The organism is Christensenella timonensis (genome assembly GCF_900087015.1).
GTDB classification, from domain to species: domain Bacteria; phylum Bacillota; class Clostridia; order Christensenellales; family Christensenellaceae; genus Christensenella; species Christensenella timonensis.
The window spans coordinates 2,085,632-2,107,591 of record NZ_FLKP01000002.1 but is presented as its reverse complement, the minus strand read 5'-3'; the positions used below and the strand labels follow the sequence as shown (position 1 = coordinate 2,107,591).

The following is a 21,960-nucleotide window of genomic DNA, read 5'->3' as shown; positions in this document are numbered from 1 at the left end:
CAATGGCAAAGGGTAAGTTTGAAAGAACAAAACCGCATGTAAACATCGGAACGATCGGTCACGTAGACCATGGGAAAACAACGCTGACGGCGGCGATCACGACAGTGCTGGCGAAGTCGGGGAAAGCGGAAGCAACAAAATATGACGAGATCGACAAAGCGCCGGAAGAAAAAGAGCGTGGGATCACGATCAACACATCGCACGTGGAATACGAGACAGACACGCGGCATTATGCGCACGTGGACTGCCCGGGACACGCGGACTATGTGAAGAACATGATCACGGGAGCGGCGCAGATGGACGGGGCGATCCTGGTGGTATCGGCTGCAGACGGCCCGATGCCGCAGACGAGGGAGCATATCCTTCTCGCGAGGCAGGTAGGGGTACCGTACATCATCGTATACATGAACAAGACAGACCAGGTAGACGATCCGGAGCTTTTGGAGCTGGTGGAAATGGAAATTAGGGAGCTGCTTACGGAGTACGACTTCCCGGGGGACGATACGCCGATCATCAAGGGAAGCGCTCTTAAGGCGCTGGAAGCGGCGCAGGCGAGCGACGATATCGCAAACGACCCGAACTGCCAGAGCATCTTCGAGCTGATGGAAGCGGTAGACAGTTACATTCCGGAGCCGGAGCGCGACGTAGACAAGCCGTTCCTGATGCCTGTAGAGGACGTATTCTCAATCACAGGGCGCGGAACGGTAGCGACGGGCAGGGTCGAGCGCGGCAAGATCAAGGTACAGGATACGGTAGAGATCGTAGGTTTGACGGACGAGAAGAGAAGCGTAGTCGTAACGGGAGTGGAGATGTTCCGCAAGCTTTTGGATGAAGCGATCACGGGGGACAACATCGGGGTACTGCTGCGCGGGGTACAGAGGAACGAGATCGAGCGCGGGCAGGTACTGAGCGCGCCGGGATCGATCCATCCGCACAAGCACTTCAACAGCAGCGTATACGTACTGAAGAAGGAAGAAGGAGGGCGGCACACGCCGTTCTTCAACGGATACCGCCCGCAGTTTTATTTCAGGACGACGGACGTAACGGGGATCATCGAGCTGCCGGCAGGGACGGAGATGGTAATGCCCGGGGACAACATCGAGATGGAGATCAAGCTGATCACGCCGATCGCGATCGAGGAAGGACTGCGCTTTGCAATCCGCGAGGGCGGACGCACGGTAGGGTCTGGAGTGGTATCGGGCGTTATCGACTAAGCATTGGCACACAAAAGACAAGTAAAAGGGCAGGCCGCATGGCCTGCTCTTTTTTGTGCGCGCGCAAATATTACTGATTTGAAACATTTTTAATATTTTTGCCATAGGTATGGGATTTTTAACGAAAAAATATATTGCTTTCCTGTAAAATATAAGTATAATGGAAATGGATAGTGCGACGGTTTTGCCGCATGGCCAGTCCGCAATATAATATTTTAGCAAACCTGCCGAAAGGCAGGGACGCAAAGCCACGGATCTAAGCGTTTTCGTAGGATGGCCGGGTTGCAACATGTTATGGCGATGCCACAACGCAACAAATCATGCCTGCTAACGCGGGTATTTTTCATTTCCGGGCTGGCCAAAGGGCAGCCGTGCAATATAACGGGACATACCCTTAATATCAAAACGACGGCAGCCGCTGGTTTGCCGGTTATAGGTGGGAAAAATGAAGAAAAAAGTGATCGCTGCAATCCTTGCGGCAGGGCTTGTGCTCGGGATGTTCGGGATATCGAGCGCACAGCCTGCAAACGATTTTACAAACGAAAGCATACAAGAGAACCAGGAAACTGCGCCGGAGGAAAGCGCGGCAGACGGGCAGCAGCCCGCTGCAATGGCACTGACGGCTGACGGCGCAATGCAGGTTTCAAATGAAGAAGAACTGAGAAGTGCGGCCGAAAGCGGCGGCAGCATCCTTGTGACGCAGGATATAACGCTGGAAGCGCCGGTAACGGTTCCCGCAGGCGCGAACGTGGAGCTGGATTTGGGCGGGCATACCATTACGGCGGAATTTGCCAATCCCCTGGTAAACGAAGGAACCATGAGCGTGCACGATTCCGTGGGCGGCGCTGCGGTCAGCGCGCCGCGGGGATGCCTGCGCAATCTCGGAAGCCTTTCCATATACGGCGGACATTATACCACGACCGATGATACGGGCGGCAGCGCGCTTTTTAACGGCGCGGGCGCGACGATGGCGGTCAAAAGCTGCGTGGTCGACGCGGCCTCTTTCGCGATTGGAAATGCGGGCGACTGCACGATCGACGGCGGACAGCTGCATTCCACCTCTTCCAACGCGACGCCGAACTGGGCGTATTGCATCAAGAGCACGGGCGCGGGAGCCAGGCTGGTCATAAATAACGCGACGGTAACGGGGATCCAGGGTGGCGTTGCGGCGGTGCAGGGGACTGTCGAGATCAACGGCGGGAATTTTTCCACGGAGCAGGGGAACTCCCGTTCCTTTTACGCCTTGTACGTGGCGGGCGAGGACGGCGAAGTGAACGGGGACGTTTACGGCGGGACTTTCTTAAGCCCCCGGCAGGCGGTATATATTGGCAACGATAACACGAACGGCGACGGCGGCATCAACGCAAGCGCGTGCCTACGCATTCACGGAGGAACGTTTGAGGGAGGTAACAGCGCGCTTTTTAAATCGCAAAATACAGGGACAACCTTTATTTCGGGCGGCACCTTCCGGGACGGCACGGGAGACTCGAACATTGCCGATTATGTGATAGACGGCTACGAGGCGGTGCGCGGCGAGGACGGCAGCGTGTCCGTGGAGCAGAAGCAAACGCCTGTGCGCAACGAAACGACGGGCGAGATGTTTGAGACGCTGCAAAAGGCGATCGACGCGGCAACCGAAGGAGACACGATCCGTATCCAGGCGAATGTGGGCGTCTATGACGAGGCGGTCACGCTCAATAAGGCTGTGACGCTCGAAGGGCCGGGGGACGGCAGCACGGTTCTCACGGGCGGGATCACGCTGGCGGGGCCGTTTGGGGACGATACGAGAACAGTCATCAGGGGATTGAAGTTTGAAAAGAGCGGCATTTACGCGATCGCGTGGGGCAACGAGCCGAACCTCAATAACCTGACGATCGAGAACAACACGTTCGAGAATATCAGCGATTGGTCGGCGGCGATCAACTTCAACCTGGACAACAAGAGCGCGCCCAAAAATTTAACGATTGCGGACAATACCATAAGCAATGTGACGGCGGCAAACGGTTCGGGAATCTGGGTATCCGCGACGGCGGGAACGACGCGCATCACGGGTAACAGGATCAGCAATACGACGCTCAACAGCATCCAGATCACCGGCATGGCGGGCGGGGACGTGACGATCTCCGGCAACATCCTGCAAAACTGGGACTGCGACGTTGCGGGCGGCGGGCGCGCGATGCGCCTGACGGCAAACGGCAACGCCAGCATGAGTGTGACGGGAAACAGCATGTCGCGCACGCTGGCGGCGGGCGAGGACGGCGCGCAGGCCATCAAAATAACGGAGCTTACCGGAACGCTGGATGCGTCAAAGAATTACTGGAACGCGGCAAAGCCGGACTTTTCGGAGGTGCTCCGCGCGTATCAGGCAGGCGGCGAGGCGGCAGGCAGCGCGCAGCTTGTTACGATGCCTTATTATGCGGATGCGGAACTGACGAAACTCGTGGAATACGGCGTGAAGAACGCGCGCAGCGGCGAGACGTATGAGACGCTGCAAAAGGCGGTTAACAAGGCGCTTGCGGGAGATACGCTGCTGCTGGGCGACGACGTTTCTTTTGGCACGACGACGCAGACGGGCTATGACGAGGATGGGATTGGATACGGGACGTACGGCTCGTTTGGCAAATCGCTTACCATCCGCGGCGAGGGAGCAGCGCGCACGATCACCGCGACGTCCATCATTACGGTGAACAACGGGGCGCAGGTGACGCTGGAGAATGTGACGGTGGACGGCGAAAACAGGATCGGGACGAGCGGGATCAACGTCCAAGGCAGCGCGGCGCTTACGCTGAATGAAGGAGCGGTGGTCAGAGGCTGCGCGACTTCTTCGGGGCGAAGCGCGGTCGGCGTCGGCAGCGTGGGCGGCACGGGCGGCGCGGGAAAGCTCGTGATGAACGAAGGCTCGCTGATCACGCAGAACATAAACTCCGGCGTTTGGCTGGAAGCGGATGGAATATTGGAAATGAACGGCGGCGCTATCTCAGGAAACAACTGCCAGCCGACGGCGCTAAGCAAGCAGGCATACGGGCTTGTGATCAGCGGCGGGAAAGCCGTGATGAACGGCGGGGAAATATCCGCAAACGGCGCGTCGATCGCGGGCGGCGGCGTATCCATGAGCAAAAGCGGCAGTACGCTTACCGTTAACGGCGGCGTTATTGCAAACAATACGAAAAACGGCAGCATTTATGTGACGGCAACGGACTGCACGGTCACCCTGCACGACGCGGTGGTCACGGGCAACGCTGTGGGCGCCTATGGCAGCGTGGGCGGTAGTTCGTCGGCGACGAACCTGAAAGTGAATATTTCCGGAAATACGCAGATCACCGGCAACAAATATGGAAGTACGGCATGTAACCTCAAGACATCGGCGAATATGGCGGTCGACATCACGGGACTGGAGGAAGGCGCTATGGTCGGCATAACGCCGCAGGGCAAGGCGGCGGGCTATGAGATAGCGGGCGCGAACGATATACAGTCTGTCAGGACGGCGTGCTTTGCGCTTGACAGCGCGCTCAATGCAAACGTGTCGCTGGTGCGTATCGGCAACAAGCTGCTGACGGGCTACGCGACCACGACCAGCGCGGCAGGGCTTTCAGGAAACCAGTTTGAGTATACGGGGACGGCCCCGGCACTACAAATGAAGGATTTATCGGTCGTGGCGGCAAACGGCGCGGCGGTGCAGAATCCAATAGTTGGGTTCGTATATTACGCGGACGATAACGGCGCGGCAGGCTCGCGCCTTGCCGCGGCGCCGACGGCATCCGGGACATATTGGGCGTGGGCGGTATATGAAGGGGATGCCGCCAGATTTTACGGTGTGAGCGAGGGCGCGGAAGCGTACCAGTACCGGATCGTGATACCGGTCGCGAACGTGAGCCTGAACAAGGCGGATATCTCGCTGGAAATGAACGCCAAGGGACAGCTCAGCGCGTCCGTGTCGCCCGCGGATGCGTACGACAAGAGCATTGTATGGGCTTCGTCCGATGAATCTGTAGTGAAGGTGGATAAGGGTTTGCTTACGCCGGTGGCGCCGGGTACGGCGACGGTCACGGCGGCAGCACACAATGGCAAGAGCGCGTCGTGCATGGTGACAATAACAGCGCAGCCCGCGCCCGTGCTTCCGGATACGGAGGGCAAAACACAGATCGTGGTCGAGCCGGAGGTGCAGGACAATACCGTGGACGCCGGCGCGGTAAAGGACGCGCTTGCAAGCGCGCAGCCGGATGAGGCTGTGGTGGTCAGGGTGGAAGTAAAAGACGCGGACGAGGCACAGGACGTGCGGGTGAGCGCGGACGTGGTGGCCTTAGCGGCGAAGAGCGCGGCGGAGGGCACGGGCGCCAAGACGGTCGTCTTTTCCATGACGGACGCAGGCGGGAATATCGTATCGGCGGTGACGTTTGACCTTGTGGGCGGCGTGGCTGCCGGCCCGTTGGCGGATATCAACTTAGGACATACGAACATGGTGAGCCCGGATGTGGAGGACGGGGCAAAGCAGGCGATATCGGAGGATGCGGTCGTGTTGTTCATCAACCTGGCGCACGACGGGCAGTTCCCCTGCCCTGTCACAAGGATGGACCAGGTCGGCGGCAGTTTTCGGCCGGGCGATACGGTATACCTGTACTGGGTGAGCCCGACGGACGGGCTTTTGGAGGAACAGGAGCTTACGGTGGATGAAAACGGATATATCACGTATACGATCACGCACGCCTCGCCGTATCTGGTCACCAACCGTAGGAGTATGGCGGGCCAACCGCAGGAACCGGGCGACCCGAACGGCACGCAAGCGCCGGGGACGGACGATCCGGGTAACAGCGGAGGGACGCAGGGAACGGACAACGGGAACGGCCGCCCGGCTGCCGGCAATGACGGCGCAGGGCCGGTGGGCGCGGCGGCGGATGGGCCCAAAGCCACAACAGCGCCGAGGACGGATGACGGGCAGGATCTGGCTCCGTACCTGTGGCTGGCCGCATTGATGGGCGGCGCGGCCGCGATCGGCGCGGGCGTTCGTTGCCGGCGCAGGAAAGAAGAACGGGAATAACAGGAAAACAGGAGAGGACGCTTGCAAGCGCCCTCTTTTTTATACGAGGCGTTTATGGTAGGATAAAAGGAAGGGCGCGGAGGCGCGCGCACAAGAAAAAACCGCGTATCCGATTGACGATGCGCCCAAAGTACAGTAACATGAAATAAGAAACTTTGAAAAGCAGGTAAACCAAATGGACAAATTATACATCGTTGTGCCGTGCTATAACGAAGAAGCGGTGCTGCATGAAACGACAAAACGGCTGACGGACAAGCTCACGCGTATGATCGGGGCGGGGCTTGTGGCGCAAGACAGCCGTATCATGTACGTAAACGACGGTTCCAAGGACAGGACATGGGAAATCATCGAGGAGCTGCACAGGGAAAATCCGTATGTGCTGGGCGTGAAATTATCGCGCAACCGCGGACACCAAAACGCGCTGCTGGCGGGCCTTATGACGGCCAAGGACATGTGCGACGTGACGATATCCATGGACGCAGACCTGCAGGACGACATCGAAGTGCTGGACGAATTTATGCGCAAATACCAGGAAGGCTGCGACATCGTGTACGGCGTGCGCAGCAACCGCGACACAGATACGGGCTTTAAACGCAATACGGCGCAGGCATTTTACAAGATCCTGAAATTTTTCGGCGTGGACGCGGTGTACAACCACGCGGATTACCGGCTGATGTCAAGGCGCGCGCTCGAAGGACTGAGCGAATTCGGTGAGGTGAACCTCTTTTTGCGCGGCATCGTGCCGCAGATCGGCTATAAGACGGCGGCCGTGGAATATTCGCGCGGCGAGCGTTTTGCGGGGGAATCGAAATATCCGTTGAAAAAAATGGTCAGCTTTGCCTTCGACGGCATCACCTCGTTTTCCATCAAGCCCATCCGCATGATCACGGTGGTGGGGCTGGTGATCTTTGTGGTGAGCCTGGTCATGCTCATCTATTCGCTGGTCGTGAACGCGCTGGGGAATACGGCGACCGGCTGGACGAGCATGATCATGTCCATCTGGCTTTTGGGCGGCTTGCAGCTGCTGGCTATCGGCATCATCGGCGAATACGTCGGCAAGGCGTATATGGAGACGAAGAAGCGTCCGAAGTACATCATCGAGACGGTGCTCAGGGACGATTGAACGGTCGCGCAGGGCCTGCGTTTATTCAGGCCGCATCCGTCATGTGATGCCGGCCTACTTGCTCAGACAGCCAACCTCGCTGCGCGATGTTAAACTCGCATACGTCCGGCATCACGATATCGGATGCTGTCGGCATGTGTCGGGCGTGATTGATCCGCAGCCGTGGTGCGGTGTTTGCTTCCGACGTCTTTGCAAGCGTAGCGCGCAGACTCGGAATGCAAATAGCCACCTAAGGCTGTGGTAAGTTTCGTTTATGCAGAGCGCGCCGGGCGGCGGCGATAAGAGCAGGGGTGAGGCGTGCAAAGCATTCAAAAATAGTCAGCGGAAAAGCCCCGAAAACCGTTGACAGGAGCGCGTTTTGATGATATCATATTAAAGTATCTTTGATAAAAGGCAGAGAGTGCCTTTTTTTAGATTGTCTAAAAACAAAACCGGAGGTTTTAACAATGCGCGATAAGATTACGCTCGCTTGCACGGAATGCAAACAGAGGAACTACGACACGATGAAGAACAAGAAGAACAACCCTGACAGGGTGGAGCTTTCCAAATACTGCAAGTTCTGCAAAAAGCATACGGTGCACAAGGAAACGAAGTAAAGAAGTAAATTTTGAGGGGTTAAGGCAATGGCGAAAACCAAGTTGTTGGGCGAGGAAAGAGAAAAGCACTTAAAAGAGCAGAAGAAGCTCGCCAAGAAAAAAAATAAGAAGCAGAAGCGCAGTCCGGGAAGGTTCTTTAAGGACGTGTGGGGTGAAATCAAAAAAGTAACGTGGCCGTCCAAAAACGATCTTTTCAAGACGACGTTTGCCGTTATTGTTTTCATTGTTATTTTCACCGTTATCGTAGGCCTGATGGACTGGGGCCTTGGGACTGTGTTCCATAACTTCTTCGTAAACTAGGAGCAGCCGATTTATGAATAAGAAAATCACTGAATCAGGGGATATCGCAGAAAATACCCCTGAGGATATGGATATCAATACTGTAAAAGAAGAGGAAGCCGCTTCTGCGGCGCAGGCGGCCGACGAAGCGGCGCACGACGACAAGGAAGAAAAACCGAAATTCTTAAAGCAGGAAAAGACGGATAAACCGTACTGGTACGTCGTTTATACCTATTCCGGCTATGAGAATAAGGTGATGGACAACCTCTTAAAAACAGTAGAGAACCACAACCTGCATGATACGATCATCGACGTGAAAGTCCCCATGGAAGAATCTGTGGAGATCAAGAACGGGAAAAAGCGCCATGTGACGCGTAAAATGTTCCCGGGCTATGTGATGGTCAAAATGTTTTTGACGGACGAATCGTGGTACGTGGTGCGTAATACGCGCGGCGTGACCGGCTTTGTTGGGCCGTCCTCACGGCCGATCCCGTTATCGGACGCGGAGGTGCGCTCCATGGGCATCGAAAACGTGCGCATCGAGCTGGACGTGGAGGTTGGCAACAACGTCATCGTTACCTCAGGGCCGCTCGAAAGCTTTGTGGGCGTGGTCGAGGAAGTCAACGCGGAGCGCCAGAAGGTGCGCGTGCTCGTCTCGATGTTCGGGCGCGATACTTCTGTGGAGCTCGATTTTGTACAGGTTAAGAGGATTTAGTATCGATTTGAAGCAGAACGCATCCGGCATGTAATGCCAGCCTACTTGCTCAAACACCCAACCTCGCTGCGCGATGTTAAACTCGCATACGTCTGGCATCACAATACCGGATGCTATACGAGAATAGATGGCTATGGCTGTGCCTGATCCGGCAGAGTCGCGACGGCGTTTACAAGAGAGAGTTTTTACGGAGTAAAACCCGAGCGGTTTGCATATCGACCGCGACGGCTGGCGGCAGAAAGAATCGATAGGAAACAGTTATTAAGTGGGAGATGTAATCCTTGCATCGCAACCACATTTTATAAGAAAGAAGGATAAAGACTATGGCAAAGAAAATCGCAGGGTATATCAAATTGCAGATACCCGCAGGAAAAGCAACGCCTGCGCCGCCGGTCGGGCCTGCGCTCGGCCAGCACGGCGTAAACATCATGGATTTCACAAAGGCGTTCAACGAGAAGACGGCGCAGCAGGCCGGGCTTATCATCCCGGTCGTGATCACTGTGTACGCAGACCGTTCCTTCAGCTTCATCACCAAGACGCCTCCGGCGGCAGTGCTTATCAAAAAAGCCTGCAAGATCGAGAAGGCTTCCGGCGTGCCGAACAAGCAGAAGGTCGCAACGATCACGCGCGCGCAGCTTGAAGAGATCGCAACGCTCAAAATGCCCGACCTTAACGCAGCGTCGCTTGACGCGGCAGTCAGCATGATTGCGGGAACCGCAAGAAGCATGGGCGTAGAAGTGGAGGGCTAAGCGATGAAAAAGGGAAAGAAATATTTAGACAGCGTAAAGAGCTTTGACAGGATGACACTGTTTGACCCGGAAGAAGCAGTGAAAATCTGCAAGGAGACCGCAAAGGCAAACTTCGACGAAACGATCGAGCTTTCCGTGAGGCTGGGCGTTGACCCGCGTCACGCAGACCAGCAGGTTCGCGGTGCGGTCGTGCTGCCGCACGGAACAGGGAAATCCGTTAAGGTGCTGGTGCTCGCAAAGGGCGACAAGGCAAAGGAAGCGGAGGAAGCCGGTGCGGATTTCGTAGGCGCTGAAGAAATGATCGAAAAGATCCAGAAGGAAAGCTGGTTTGATTATGACGTGATCGTCGCGACGCCCGATATGATGGGCGCAATCGGGCGGATCGGTAAGGTTCTCGGGCCGAAGGGCCTGATGCCGAACCCGAAATCCGGCACGGTTACGATGGACATCGCTAAGGCGATTGCAGACATCAAAGCCGGTAAGGTGGAGTACCGCGTCGACAAGACGGCGATCATCCACGTACCGATCGGCAAGAAGAGCTTTGACGAGCAGAAGCTCGGCGAAAACCTGAAGTCGATCATGGACGCGATCGTGAAGGCGAAGCCGTCGGCTGCGAAGGGCACTTACTTAAAGAGCGTGGTGATCGCATCGACGATGGGCCCGGGCGTGAAGATAAACCCGCTGCGCTTCATCTGACACACGTAACCAAAAGGCAGCCAGGCAAAAGCCGGCTGTCTTTTTTGTGCGTTTATATGCGGCGGGAAACGTTTATCTATAGGTATCATTTCATTAAAAGGGAGGGGTATACCAATGGATGAAAAAAGAAAGCTGACAAACGAGGTGGGCGCGCCGGTGCCCGAAAACGAGAATTCGGTGACGGCGGGTTCGCGCGGGCCTGTTATGATGCAGGACGTGTGGCTGATGGAAAAGCTGGCGCACTTTGACCGGGAGGTGATCCCGGAACGCAGGATGCACGCAAAAGGGAGCGGCGCTTACGGCACGTTTACCGCCACGCACGACGTTTCGCAGTGGACGAAGGCGAAGGTCTTTACGCCGGGCAGTAAAACGGATATGTTCGTGCGCTTTTCCACGGTGGCGGGCGAACGCGGCGCCGCGGACGCAGAGCGCGATATTCGCGGGTTTGCGATGAAGTTTTATACCGAGGAGGGCAACTGGGACTTGGTGGGCAACAACACGCCGGTGTTTTTCCTGCGCGACGCGCACAACTTCCCGGGGCTCAACAGGGCGGTCAAGCGCGACCCTAAGACAAATTTACGCAGCGCGCAGAATAACTGGGATTTCTGGACGCTGCTGCCGGAGGCGCTGCACCAGGTGACCATCGTGATGTCCGACCGCGGCATCCCGGCTTCCTACCGCCACATGCACGGGTTTGGGTCGCACACCTACAGTTTGTACAACGATAAGAACGAGCGCGTATGGTGCAAATTCCACCTGCGCACACAGCAGGGTATCAAGAACCTAACCGACGCAGAGGCGGAGGAGCTGATCGGCAAAGACCGGGAGAGCCACGGGCGCGACCTGTTCGAGGCGATCGAGCGCGGGGATTATCCACGCTGGACGATGTATTTCCAGATCATGACGGAGGAGCAGGCCAAAAACCATTACGAAAACCCGTTCGATATCACGAAGGTATGGCCGCATAAGGAGTATCCGCTGCACGAGGTGGGCGTTGTGGAACTGAACCGCAACCCGGAAAACTACTTCGCCGAGGTAGAGCAGGCTGCGTTTTCCCCCGCGCACGTGGTACCGGGCATCGGCTTCTCGCCGGACAAGCTTTTACAGGGGCGGTTGTTCTCTTATGGGGACGCGCACCGCTACCGCCTGGGCGTGAACCACAACCAGATCCCCGTCAACAGGGCGAGGGTGGAGGTCAACGAGTTCCACCGCGACGGGCAGATGCGCGTGGACGGCAATTACGGCGGCACGGTCGCTTATACGCCCAACAGCTATGGCCAGTGGGCGCCGCAGCCGGAGGCCATGGAACCGCCGCTCGACCTTACGGGCGCTATGTATGCCTTTGACCCGGCGGACGACCCGACGGACGACGTATTCAAGGCGCCGGGCAAGCTATACCGCCTGATGAGCGAGGAGCAGCGCAACGTACTCATCGGCAATACGGCACGCAACATCGCGCCGGTGACGGAGAATATCAAGTACCGCCACGCAGCGCATTGTTACCGCGCGGACGAGGAGTACGGTACGCGTATCGCGCAGGCTCTGGGCCTTGACCTGGGCAAGGTGCGCGAGCTTAAGGAGCTTAGCAACGACGAGCTCAATGAGGCGACGATGCCGGGCAGGATGTAAGGACAGGATCAAAAGGGCTTGTACAAACGCGTACAGGCCCTTTTTTGCTGCATTAAGATCGTCTTTGTTCACACACTGGGATCAGCGGCTTTTGAGCGCGTCCCTGATCTCCTCGATCTTCAAAACAATGTCAGGATGCGCATCCAGCGCTTGCTTGGCGGCGCTGCGCCCGGCGTTTAGGTAACGCCAGTTGTCTGAAACGTCTATGTCGCGCATAATGTGGCTTAAGCTGCGCGCCTGCCGTAAGGCGGCGGGGTCATCGTAAAGCAGCATGTTGCCGCCGCCGATATACGTGAAGTTTGGGCGGCTGTCATAATCGTAATCCTCCTCCGGCACGATCTCCGTTTCAAAATCGGCGGGGTCGAGCATATCAATGTAGTAGGGCAGGGCGTCCGGCCCCAGCGTGGTAAGGTAGGTGATATCGGCATTGCCGCCCTGGTTTTTGACGTTTTCCCGCGCGATGAAAGCGTCGACATTGAAAAAGGCCATCACGATGTAGCAGCCGAGGAAGCAGAAAAAGGCACATTTCTTAAGGTTGAGGCGGGAAAGCCACAGGCGGGCGATGCCAAACGCCAGGAAAGCAAGCAGCGCCGCCATGAAGAACTGCGTGAACAGCCGCAGCTGGGAAAAGCCGAAGAACTGTTCGTAAAGCGTCATGCGCGAGAAGGCCGACACGAGCAGTACGAGCGTGCACACGAGCAGCAGCGCCATCAAAATGCGCCGGGCGCTGTTGGCGGCGGAAGAACACGGCGCGCCGAAGCGCAGCAGCAGCAATACCAGCGCGATCACGATGACCGCCACGGCAAGGAGCTGCCAAAAACCGCTGCGCGCATATTCCGCATAGGTGAAGCCTTCCGGCACGCTGCCCGCGAACAGGCAGGCAAACTGGATGGCGCAAAAGGGCAGCAGGACGGCGGAAAGCGCGCCCAATACGAAGAAAGAGGCCGTGAGGTTGAAATAGGCGGGCTGCTTTTGCGCCGGTATGGATTGCGCATAGGCGGCAGGGGGCTGGGCATACGGCTGCCGCGTATCATAGGCGGGAGGAACGGCTTCGGCGTATATGGGGCGCACGGGCGGCTTGGTGCGCGGCCGTGCGGCGAGCGCCCAAAAAAGGCCGGAGGCGAGGGTGAACAGCAGCAGCATGGCGGCGATATTGCCCAAAATGTCGTTCCACCTAAGGCCGCCGAACAGATCCCGGAAGGCCTTGTCAAAGACCGCGTCGCCGGACATGAGCAGCGGGATCACGGCAAGCAGCACGGGGATGGCCACGGCAATGCCGATGAGGATCCCTGTAAAACGGCTTTTGCCGCCGCTTTTGTATTGTGCGAACGCACCCTTCACGCCCCCGAAGGAAAAGGTAAACCAGAGGGCGAGTGAATCACCCACGAAGCAGAAGGAATAAGGGTCGTGCAGCGCCTTTTTCATGCTCAGCATAACCTGTTCGCCTACCAATAAAATGATGAGGATGGCGGAAAGCGTGAGCAGCAGGGGATTGCTGATCAGCACGAAGGGGATGCACAGCAGGGTAATGAGCGCCAGGTGCAGCACGGTCGGTTTGAGGCCGGATGTAAAGCGTTTGCCGAGCGCGATGCCAAGGGAAAGGTAAAAGGCGGCAAGGTAGAGCGGGACGTTCAAACCGAGCGGGATGAGCTTAAACAGGCTGTCGTAGAGCAGGATACAAAAGGAAAGGGCAAGCAGCACGCTTGCAGCCGCCAAACGCGGCGTGGATAGCTTTGTTTGTTCAATCGTCATAATAACCTCCGTTTTTGGGTAAAACAAACCAGCCGTGCCGCACAGGCGGTCAAGGCGGCAAGGGTATGGGTTTACCGCTTATTCGTTATCCGGGATATATTCCAAAAGGTCGGCGGGCTGGCAATCGAGCGCCCGGCACAGGGCGTTGAGCGTCGAAAAGCGCACCGCCTTACATTTGTTATTTTTGAGGATGGACAAATTGGCAAGCGAGATATCCACCCGCTCCGCAAGCTCGTTTAAGCTGATCTTGCGCTTTGCCATCATCACGTCAAGGTTTACCAGTATCGCCATCGCGCCACCTCACACGGTAAGATCCAGCTCTTCGCGGTACTCCGCGGCACGCTGGATCAGGTGGGCAAGCACCTGCGCGCACAGTACGCCCAGCAGCAGAAGCGCAATGCACAGCAGCTTGGAAACGGACGGCTTGAAGCAGGTAATGAAGATAAAGTCCGCAAGCAGCAGGCCAAGGGACAGGGACAAGCGCTTCAGGATGACGACATTGCGCCTGATGAACGGGTTGCCTGCGCGCACGCTTAGGATCAGCTTGCGCAGCTCGTATAAAAACCACAGGGCAAGCGCGCCCGCCGTATAGAAGAAAATAAAACTTTGCACGACATAAACGTCGGCCATGTACTTTGACAAAAACGGCGTAGTCGCAAAGAGGGCGATGATCGCCACCATGCATACGATAATCGCGCCGTTCAATATTTTTGCAGCGGTTTGTCCGTGTTTCATAACAGCCTCCGGTTTCTTCATCTTATCATGGCAAGTATAAACCGGATTTTATTATATGTCAACAAAAATTTATTGATAATCGATAAATTTGTGCGCGGCGGCGTGAGTGGTAAGGGAATGGCGGAACGCGGCAGCCTGCCGGGAATAAAAAGAGGCGGGATATCCCGCCCCTTTTACCTGTTACCTATGCCTCCAGCCGTCCGTCGCTGATGGTGACGATGCGCTTGCTGGCTTTGGCCACGCCCTCGTCGTGGCTGATCATGACGATGGTATTGCCTGCATCGTTGAGCTCGGAAAACAGCTTTAAGATCTCCTTTCCGGTCGCTGAATCGAGCGCGCCCGTCGGTTCGTCAGCCAGCAGCAGGGCGGGCTTTGTCACCAGCGCGCGGGCAATGGCTACGCGCTGCTGCTGGCCGCCGGAAAGCTCGTTGGGACGGTGGCGGATGCGTTCTGTGAGGCCTACAAGGCGAATGCTTTCCTCCGCCTGCGCAATCGCCTCTGCGCGCGACATACCGCGCAGCAGCAGGGGCATGATCACGTTTTGCAGGGCGGTATACTGCGGGATCAGGTGGTATTTCTGGAAGATGAACCCGATCTTTTGGTTGCGCAGTATGGTCAGTTCGCTGTCGCCTTTTTCATGCACCGGCTCACCATCCAGGAAATAGCCGCCCGTATCGAGCGTATCCATACAGCCGATGATGTTCATCAGCGTCGATTTTCCGCTGCCGGACGGGCCGAGTATCGTTAAATATTCGCCCCGTTCCACCTGCAAGCCGATATCCTTTAGGACGTGCAGGCGGCTGTCGCCCACGGCATAGGATTTGTTCACCTTTGACAGTACAAGGAAATGTTCCATTGGCTACTCCATGACTGTGATCGATTCGATGGAACCGTCCCCGTTTTGCATCACCATCAGCACGTTGCCCTCTTTTAAGTCGGACATTTTGAGCTCCTTGCCGATGGAATCGTAGATTTTCAGGCCGGCAGGGATGGTCAGTTCCGTGGTTTCGCCCGTGTATTCCAGCTCCAATTTGGGCGTGTCCTCCGGATGTAACTGGATCATGTTGCCATTTTCGTCTTCGGCAAAGTAACTGGAGCTGATCCCGCCGCCTTCCCCATCGCTTCCGCTTTCTTCATCGCCGCCGGTAACGGCGGCGCTTTTACTGCTGTCGATGGCAATGTCATACCCGTCCGCAGGAACGCCGCCGGTATCCGGCTCCGCGCCCTCCGGGATCACCGAGGTATCGCCGCCTCCCGGCTGCTTTGCGAGGTCGAGCGCCACTGTGTTGCCCACGAGCGATTTGACCTTGCCGTACAACATTTCTATGTTTTTGGTTTCCGCGCCGTCAGGGGGCGTTTGTCCACCGCCCGCGGGGGCGTCTCCTTGCGGGGAAATGGGGGAGGCCTCCGGCGCGGCGGGCGCGCTGCATGCGGCGAGGGAGAAAAGCAGCAGGGCTGCGAAGGTTACCATTAGAAAATTTTTCATGTTTTTGTTTTCCTTTCTTGTGTGTGTATGTTTATTCATAATTCAAAGCGTCGATCGGCTTTAAGCGGGACGCCTTGTATGCGGGGTAAAAACCGAACAAGCTGCCCGTCACCACCGCGAACAGCAGGGCGACGACCTGCCCGTCTATCGTGGGCAGCACAGGGATGTCGGTATAGTCCATCAGCGGCATACAGAGGTAGGAAAGAGCCACGCCAACGAGGCCGCCGAATAGGCTGATGATGACGGATTCAAGCAAAAACTGCGTCATGATGTCCTTTTTGGAGCTGCCGAGGGCTTTCAGGATGCCGATCTCCTTGGTACGCTCCTTGACGGACACGAACAATACGTTCATGATGCCGATCCCGCCCACGATGAACACGATCGTCGCCACGGAGATCAGCAGCACGTTCATGGTACGGGCGGATTCCATTGCCGCGTCGATGCGGCTGCCCGCGTCTTCGAGCATGTAAACGCTGCCGTCCTCTAAGATATAGTCGAGCGTGCCCTGCATCTGCTTCATGGCGGCCTGTACGTGGTTGATGTTGTCCGCCATGGCGACGACCTGGGGGAGGGTAAAATCGTCGCCCAAAAAGCGCTCGCCCGTAGTGAAGGGGATGAAGATCGTATCGTCGGGGTTCACGCCCTGCATCCCGTCGCCCTTGCGCTCCAATACGCCGATGACCTTGTATTGCTGTTCGCCGACCTTGATCGTTTGGCCGACCGCGTCCTCCGGGCCTTTGAAGTATTTTTGCGCCAAAGCGTCGCCGATCACAGCCACACGGGCCTCGCTTTCCACGTCCGCGTCCGAGATGTTTTCCCCTTGCGCGACGGCAAGGTTGTTGATCTTCTCGTAGTTTTCGAGCACGCCTGTTACCTGGGAGGACGCTTTCTGGCTACCTAAGACGGCGTCGGCGTAATAGCTGGCGCGCAGTGTGATATCCTGCAGATAGCTGTTTTCCTGCAGCATTTGTTCCATATTTTCGCGCGTCAGCTTGGGGATGGGCTTCATGCCCATATCTGAACCAAACATCTTGCTGTAATCCGGATTGACGTAGATGGTCTCGGCGGAAAGGCCCTGGAACTGCCCGGCGATCTCCGCTTCGCCGCCCTTGCCGATGGCGATGACCATAACGATGGTGACGGCGCCTACGATGATACCCAGCGAGGTCAGGAGCACCTTGAATTTATTTTGCATCAGGTTGATCCATACGATGCGCAGCGTTTCTATGAACCTCATAGCGTCAACCTTCCACGATCACGACGTCGCCGTCCGAAAGGCCGCCGGTGACCTCGCTTACCTTGCCGTCCGAAAACCCTGTCTGTATTTCCACGTCGCGCAGGGTGCCGTCGTCGTTTCTCATCTTCACGTATTGCTTGCCGTCGCACACGGCGATCGCTTTATTGGAGAGCTGCAACACGTCCTTTTGCTGTTTCAAGATCATCGTCGCGTTGGCGCTCATGCCGTCCAGCATTTCCGCGTCGCTTGGGTCGACGGAGATGACGACGTTATAGGAAACGGGGTTGCTGTCCTTGATGGGAACGAGGCTGCGCGAAAGCACTTTGCCCGTGAACTGCCTGTCGCCAAAGGCATCCAGCGTAAATTCAACATTTTGTCCCTCTTCGATCTTGCCAATGTCTGACTGGGAGATGGGGACGGTGACTGTTTTCTGGTTGGGGTCGCCGATAGCGGCAACGGGGGAATCGGGCTTTGTTTCCGCGCCTACCGCCGCGTCGAGGGAGAGGACAACGCCGTCCGTGCTTGCGTAAAGGTATGGATCGTCCTTGATCCGCTGCAGCTGGCCGGCTTTCTTTTGCGCGGCTTCCACATCCAGCTTTGCAAGGTCGATGGCGTCTTGCAGGCTGCCGGAATTTTCTCCCGCGATCTTTTTGTCGATCGCATCCGCTTTGGCCTGCGCTTCCTCCTGCTTATTTTTTGCGTCTTCTAAGGAAGAGCGGTTTTGCTGCGCGCTTTCGAGCTCCTGTTTGACGGCTTCCAGCTCGGACGAGAGGGCTTCGCGCCTGGCATTGAGCTCCGCGGCCTGCGGGTCGCCCTCGGACAGTGCGGCGATCTGCGCGTCAATTTCACCGATTTGCGCGGCCAGCGAATCGGCTTTTTGCCGGAGCGAATCGACCGTGCTGTTTGCCTGTGCGAGCTGGTTGCCCGTTTCGGCGCTGCCGGACTCCTGTGAGGCGGCCTCTTTTTGCGCGTTCAGTTCGCCTAAGGTCTTGGCGCTTTTGGCCTGTTTTAAGGCGATGCGCGCTTTTTCAAGCTCGATTTGTGCGGCCTCTAAAGCGTCGTTTAACTTTTCCTCATCCGCCATGGCGAGTTTATCGCCCGCTTTGACGCTTTGCCCCTGTTTTACCAATACTTCACCAATGGTGACGGCTTCGCTGAAATTCTGGGGCGTAGCATTGTAATGCAGCACGCCCTGTCCGCTGATCCCGGCGGTGATATCGCCGCGGGTGACGGGGTATTCGCGCTGGATGGTTTCTGGCAGGTCGCTTCCGGCGGCGCTGCTTACGCCGAAGTAGCTTGCAATCCCGATCCCGGCGATGACGACCACTAAAGCGACAATCATTTTTTTAGATGGTTTTTTGACTTTCATAGTATCCTCCAAAAGGTTTTCTTTGCTTATCATACAAGGGGGAGGATTAAGAAACGGTTAAGAAGGGTATGAAAAAACGCACCCTGCCACTGGACGGAGTGCGTTTTTTGGCGTCAGGATTATTCGGCGGGAATGCGGGGGAGGGTAACGGTGAAGACCGTGCCCGTTTTTTTCCCGGGGGCGGCGGCGACCGTGCCGCCATGGCGCCTAATGATATCCTTTGCGATGGCGAGGCCAAGCCCCGCGCCGCCTATTTTGCGCGAACGGGAATCGTCCGCGCGATAGAATGGATCGAAGATGTGTTCCAGCTTTTCCTGCGGAATGCCGATGCCCGTATCCGTTATGGTAAAGGTATAGCCCTTATCACCGGCGGACGAGGCGATATCGATCTTTCCGCCGTCCACGTTATACTTTACCGCGTTTTCGATCAGGTTGGAGAAGGCGCGCGTGAGCATGACGCTGTTGCCCGTCGTCACAAGCCCGCCCGGTTCGATGTGTACGCTGAGCTTTTTTTCCGCGATGCGCGGGGCGAGCTGCGCCGTGATATCCGAAAACAAGGAATCGAAATCCACCGCGTCGCTGAAATCGTAATCGCGCTGCGAGGAGATGGCGAACAGGTCGTCCACCAGGCGGATCATGCGGGAGGTCTGCTTTTGGACGACGCGGATCGTCCGCCGGTATTCTTCGGCAGTGGGGTCGCCTGATAATTGCAGCACGTCGATATTCGCCTTGATCGCCGCCAACGGCGTTTTCAGCTCGTGCGCCGCGTCGGATGCAAAGCGCTTCCGGCCGGAAAACGCTTTGGCGAGGCGGGAGAGCATCGTGTTGAAGGAATGGGCGAGGCTGCTGATCTCGTCGCGGGCTTTTCCTTCGTCTACGCGCAGGGAGAGCTCGTGCTCGGTGATGCCCTCGATCCGGGCGCTTAAGTCGCGCACGGGCTTTAGCGCCCGGCCGAGCAGGAAGTAGGTGAGCAGGCCGCCGCCGAGGATGATGGCCAGCATGATCCATAAACTGATGCTGTTGAACTGGGCGGTCGACGAACTCATGACCGTCATGGCAGCCATTTGGTCTGGCGTATACAGCTCGTAGCCCCCGGCCTCGTCGGGGACGTCGGCGCTTGCCGCCTGCGACGCGGTAACGGAGCTATCAATGTTTCCGGACACCTCAAGTTCCTTGAAGTCTATATCGGAATCCAAATAGGGGACGACATACGAAAATTGCGCGTTATAGATGGTGGAAAGGGTAAAGATGACGGACACCCCCACCAAAAGCAGCATGGTAAACAGCGTCAGCCGCATGCGCAGCGATAGTTTTTTCACAGGTTCATCCTCCGCAGTTTCTTGTCGATATTCTGTACCGGTTTTAGGATGCAGTAACCCGCGCCGCGCATATTCGTGACCAGCTCTTCTTCGGTATAGGCGGCGAGTTTTTTACGCAGGGTGCTTACGTGCACCTTGATGGCGTTGGAAAAAAGGCTGCTGTCGGAAAACCACACATGCTCGATCAGCTCTTCCGCGCTGATCGCCTTGCCCCGGTGCAGCAATAAATATTCCAGGATGGCGTACTCCTTGGGGGTGAGGTCGATGGTTTCGCCTGCGTCCGTATACAAAAGGTGCGCGCACGTATCGAGGGAAAATTTACTGAATTTGAGGATCACGTTGTTTTGCGTAAAGCTGCGGCGCAGCAGGCTGCGCACGCGCGCTTCCAGCTCGCCGAAATCAAAGGGCTTCACCAGGTAATCGTTCGCGCCGAGGTCGAGGCCCTCGATACGCTGTGCGTAGTCGCTGCGCGCGGACAGGATGAGAACCTTTTGACGCAGGTCGTTTTCACGGATGTGGCTCAATATCTCCAGGCCGTCCATGCCGGGCAGGTTTAAATCCAGGATGATGAGGTCGTAGTCGTTGATGAACGCGAGCTCGCAGCCCTCCGTTCCGTCCGCGGCAATGTCCACCGCATAGCCTTTTTTTTCAAAGCCCGCCTTGAGCGCGCGCAGCAAATCTTCTTCGTCTTCTATGATCAACAGTTTCATAAGATGCTTCCTTTCCATAGTCTTCTTCTATGATAGACGAGTATAGCAAAGGAACGGTTAAGATTCGGTTAAATTTGTATGAACGTCAAAAGCCCCGTACCAAATATAATACGGGGCGGGGCAGGGCTGCTTTATCAATGAAACGCAGCGGCAGCGATGAGCCCTAAGGGGATCAGGATGAACGAGAAGATCACGCCCAGGATCGCCAGCACGATACACACCACGCCGATCGCTTTCCCGGCGCGCGCGTTCTTATCTTTGGGGTCGACCTTGATGATCTTGCTGCCCGTCGCAACGGCGACGATCGCCAGCACAAAGCCGATGAACGAGAGAAATCCGACATGGAGCGTCGGGATCCACGCGAGGATATCGCAGATGAGCGCGGCAAGGCCTAATAACAATGAAACCATAAAGGGATACCTCCGTCGTATTATTTCCCCGTATTGATAAACCGCGGGGGGCGTTTGAAACAGGGGAGACGCGTTGCCGGCAAGTATTTACGCTGCAATGCAACCAAGACCGCAGCCGCCATGTAATGCCAGCCTACTTGCTCAGACACCCAACTGCGCTGCGCGCCGTTAAACTCGCATACGGCCGGCATCACGATGGCGGATGCTATTCGCCTGTTATGGGCGTAATTGATCCACAGGCGTGATGCGGTGTTTGCAGGAGTGAGTTTTTGCGAAGCAAAACCCGAGCGAGCTGCAAATAGCCGCAACGACCGGCGGTAACAAGTATTGGATCGGACGCGACATACATACAAGAGCCGCGGGCGATGAAAGCGCGCCTAATGTTTCGCCTTGGCGCACACGCTTTCGTAGTCGAACATTTCGTCCATCTCGAGGATCTCGTTGACCATCAGCGCGCGGATGTAGTCGCTGTCACGGGAAATGGAGTGGATATAATAGCCGTTTTTCAAATAAAACGCGACCGTGGAGCGCATTTTTGACGCGGTGTGCAGCGTGATGGCGCGCACGCCCATGGACAGGCATTCGATGCGCACCTTTTCCAAAAGCAGGCCGCCGATACCTAAATTCTGCGCCTCCGGGTCGATGGAAAAACGGCTCAAATAGGCGATGCCCTCCGTTAAGATCTCAAAGCGCACGCTGCCCACCATTTCGCCGTCGATGCGGGCGACGTATACGTTTTTGTTCCTGATGTCGGAAACGACGTCGCCGAGCGTCTCGTACAGCGCGGCAACGCTCTCGCGCTTGCGGATTTCGTTGGCGTACAGGTCAAACGCGCGCTTGGTGATTTCCAATACCTCGGGCGCGTCGCTTTCCGCCGCTTTGACAAGGGTGATTTGATCCATCATA

At 56.7% G+C, this 21,960-nt stretch carries 19 protein-coding genes, 1 pseudogene and 1 riboswitch; of the genes and pseudogenes, 9 read left to right on the top strand and 11 right to left on the bottom strand.

Features of this window, described 5'->3' with window-relative positions:
- Positions 1-2 precede the first annotated feature (2 nt).
- From tuf to BN6471_RS11395, 9 genes and pseudogenes are all read left to right on the top strand, one after another.
- Complete coding sequence (tuf, locus tag BN6471_RS11435; protein WP_066649174.1) at positions 3-1,214, top strand: elongation factor Tu; 1,212 nt, start codon at positions 3-5, stop codon at positions 1,212-1,214.
- A 207-nt stretch (positions 1,215-1,421) separates the two neighbouring features.
- Positions 1,422-1,504: riboswitch (cyclic di-GMP riboswitch) on the top strand.
- 155 nt (positions 1,505-1,659) lie between these two features.
- Positions 1,660-6,249, top strand: coding sequence for an Ig-like domain-containing protein (locus BN6471_RS13245; RefSeq protein WP_066649172.1), 4,590 nt, complete (start codon positions 1,660-1,662; stop codon positions 6,247-6,249).
- A gap of 175 nt (positions 6,250-6,424) precedes the next feature.
- On the top strand, positions 6,425-7,372 hold the full coding sequence (locus BN6471_RS11425; protein ID WP_066649170.1) for a glycosyltransferase family 2 protein: 948 nt from the start codon (positions 6,425-6,427) through the stop codon (positions 7,370-7,372).
- A gap of 446 nt (positions 7,373-7,818) precedes the next feature.
- A complete protein-coding gene (rpmG, locus tag BN6471_RS11420; RefSeq protein ID WP_066649167.1) occupies positions 7,819-7,968 on the top strand; it encodes a 50S ribosomal protein L33 in 150 nt (49 codons plus the stop codon).
- A gap of 27 nt (positions 7,969-7,995) precedes the next feature.
- Positions 7,996-8,268, top strand: a complete 273-nt coding sequence (secE, locus tag BN6471_RS11415; RefSeq protein WP_082903463.1) for a preprotein translocase subunit SecE — start codon at positions 7,996-7,998, stop codon at positions 8,266-8,268.
- A 190-nt stretch (positions 8,269-8,458) separates the two neighbouring features.
- A pseudogene (gene nusG, locus BN6471_RS11410) lies at positions 8,459-8,962 on the top strand (transcription termination/antitermination protein NusG); the annotation flags it as partial.
- Positions 8,963-9,285: 323 nt separating this feature from the next.
- Positions 9,286-9,711: a 50S ribosomal protein L11 gene (rplK, locus tag BN6471_RS11405; RefSeq protein WP_066649164.1), complete on the top strand. Its 426-nt coding sequence runs from the start codon at positions 9,286-9,288 to the stop codon at positions 9,709-9,711.
- Between the two features lie 3 nt (positions 9,712-9,714).
- Positions 9,715-10,407, top strand: a complete 693-nt coding sequence (gene rplA, locus BN6471_RS11400) for a 50S ribosomal protein L1 (RefSeq protein WP_066649160.1) — start codon at positions 9,715-9,717, stop codon at positions 10,405-10,407.
- A 114-nt stretch (positions 10,408-10,521) separates the two neighbouring features.
- Entirely contained in the window at positions 10,522-12,036 is a 1,515-nt protein-coding gene (locus BN6471_RS11395; RefSeq protein ID WP_066649157.1) for a catalase, read from the top strand.
- An 81-nt stretch (positions 12,037-12,117) separates the two neighbouring features.
- Here the strand turns inward: BN6471_RS11395 and BN6471_RS11390 are convergent, their stop codons facing one another.
- The 11 genes from BN6471_RS11390 to BN6471_RS11340 form a co-directional block, all read right to left on the bottom strand.
- On the bottom strand, positions 12,118-13,788 hold the full coding sequence (locus tag BN6471_RS11390) for a DUF4153 domain-containing protein (RefSeq protein WP_066649155.1): 1,671 nt from the start codon (positions 13,786-13,788) through the stop codon (positions 12,118-12,120).
- A gap of 78 nt (positions 13,789-13,866) precedes the next feature.
- Positions 13,867-14,079 (bottom strand): helix-turn-helix domain-containing protein, encoded by a 213-nt coding sequence (locus BN6471_RS11385; RefSeq protein WP_066649152.1) that lies wholly within the window; start codon positions 14,077-14,079, stop codon positions 13,867-13,869.
- A 9-nt stretch (positions 14,080-14,088) separates the two neighbouring features.
- A complete protein-coding gene (locus tag BN6471_RS11380) occupies positions 14,089-14,523 on the bottom strand; it encodes a DUF2975 domain-containing protein (protein WP_066649148.1) in 435 nt (144 codons plus the stop codon).
- A gap of 184 nt (positions 14,524-14,707) precedes the next feature.
- Positions 14,708-15,379 carry an ABC transporter ATP-binding protein gene (locus BN6471_RS11375; protein WP_066649145.1) on the bottom strand — a complete coding sequence of 224 codons (672 nt, stop codon included), beginning with the start codon at positions 15,377-15,379 and terminating at the stop codon, positions 14,708-14,710.
- A 3-nt stretch (positions 15,380-15,382) separates the two neighbouring features.
- Positions 15,383-16,009: a hypothetical protein gene (locus tag BN6471_RS11370; RefSeq protein WP_066649142.1), complete on the bottom strand. Its 627-nt coding sequence runs from the start codon at positions 16,007-16,009 to the stop codon at positions 15,383-15,385.
- A gap of 31 nt (positions 16,010-16,040) precedes the next feature.
- Positions 16,041-17,246: an ABC transporter permease gene (locus BN6471_RS11365; protein ID WP_066649140.1), complete on the bottom strand. Its 1,206-nt coding sequence runs from the start codon at positions 17,244-17,246 to the stop codon at positions 16,041-16,043.
- Positions 17,247-17,250: 4 nt separating this feature from the next.
- Positions 17,251-18,615 carry an HlyD family efflux transporter periplasmic adaptor subunit gene (locus tag BN6471_RS11360; protein ID WP_066649138.1) on the bottom strand — a complete coding sequence of 455 codons (1,365 nt, stop codon included), beginning with the start codon at positions 18,613-18,615 and terminating at the stop codon, positions 17,251-17,253.
- Between the two features lie 119 nt (positions 18,616-18,734).
- The gene (locus BN6471_RS11355; RefSeq protein ID WP_082903460.1) at positions 18,735-19,934 is read right to left on the bottom strand and encodes a sensor histidine kinase; all 1,200 of its coding nucleotides are present in this window, start codon (positions 19,932-19,934) and stop codon (positions 18,735-18,737) included.
- A complete protein-coding gene (locus BN6471_RS11350; RefSeq protein WP_066649133.1) occupies positions 19,931-20,644 on the bottom strand; it encodes a response regulator transcription factor in 714 nt (237 codons plus the stop codon). Before BN6471_RS11350 ends, BN6471_RS11355 begins: the two co-directional genes overlap by 4 nt.
- A 134-nt stretch (positions 20,645-20,778) precedes the next feature.
- Positions 20,779-21,054, bottom strand: a complete 276-nt coding sequence (locus BN6471_RS11345; protein WP_066649132.1) for a hypothetical protein — start codon at positions 21,052-21,054, stop codon at positions 20,779-20,781.
- Between the two features lie 377 nt (positions 21,055-21,431).
- Positions 21,432-21,959, bottom strand: coding sequence for a GNAT family N-acetyltransferase (locus BN6471_RS11340; protein ID WP_082903459.1), 528 nt, complete (start codon positions 21,957-21,959; stop codon positions 21,432-21,434).
- Position 21,960 lies beyond the last annotated feature (1 nt).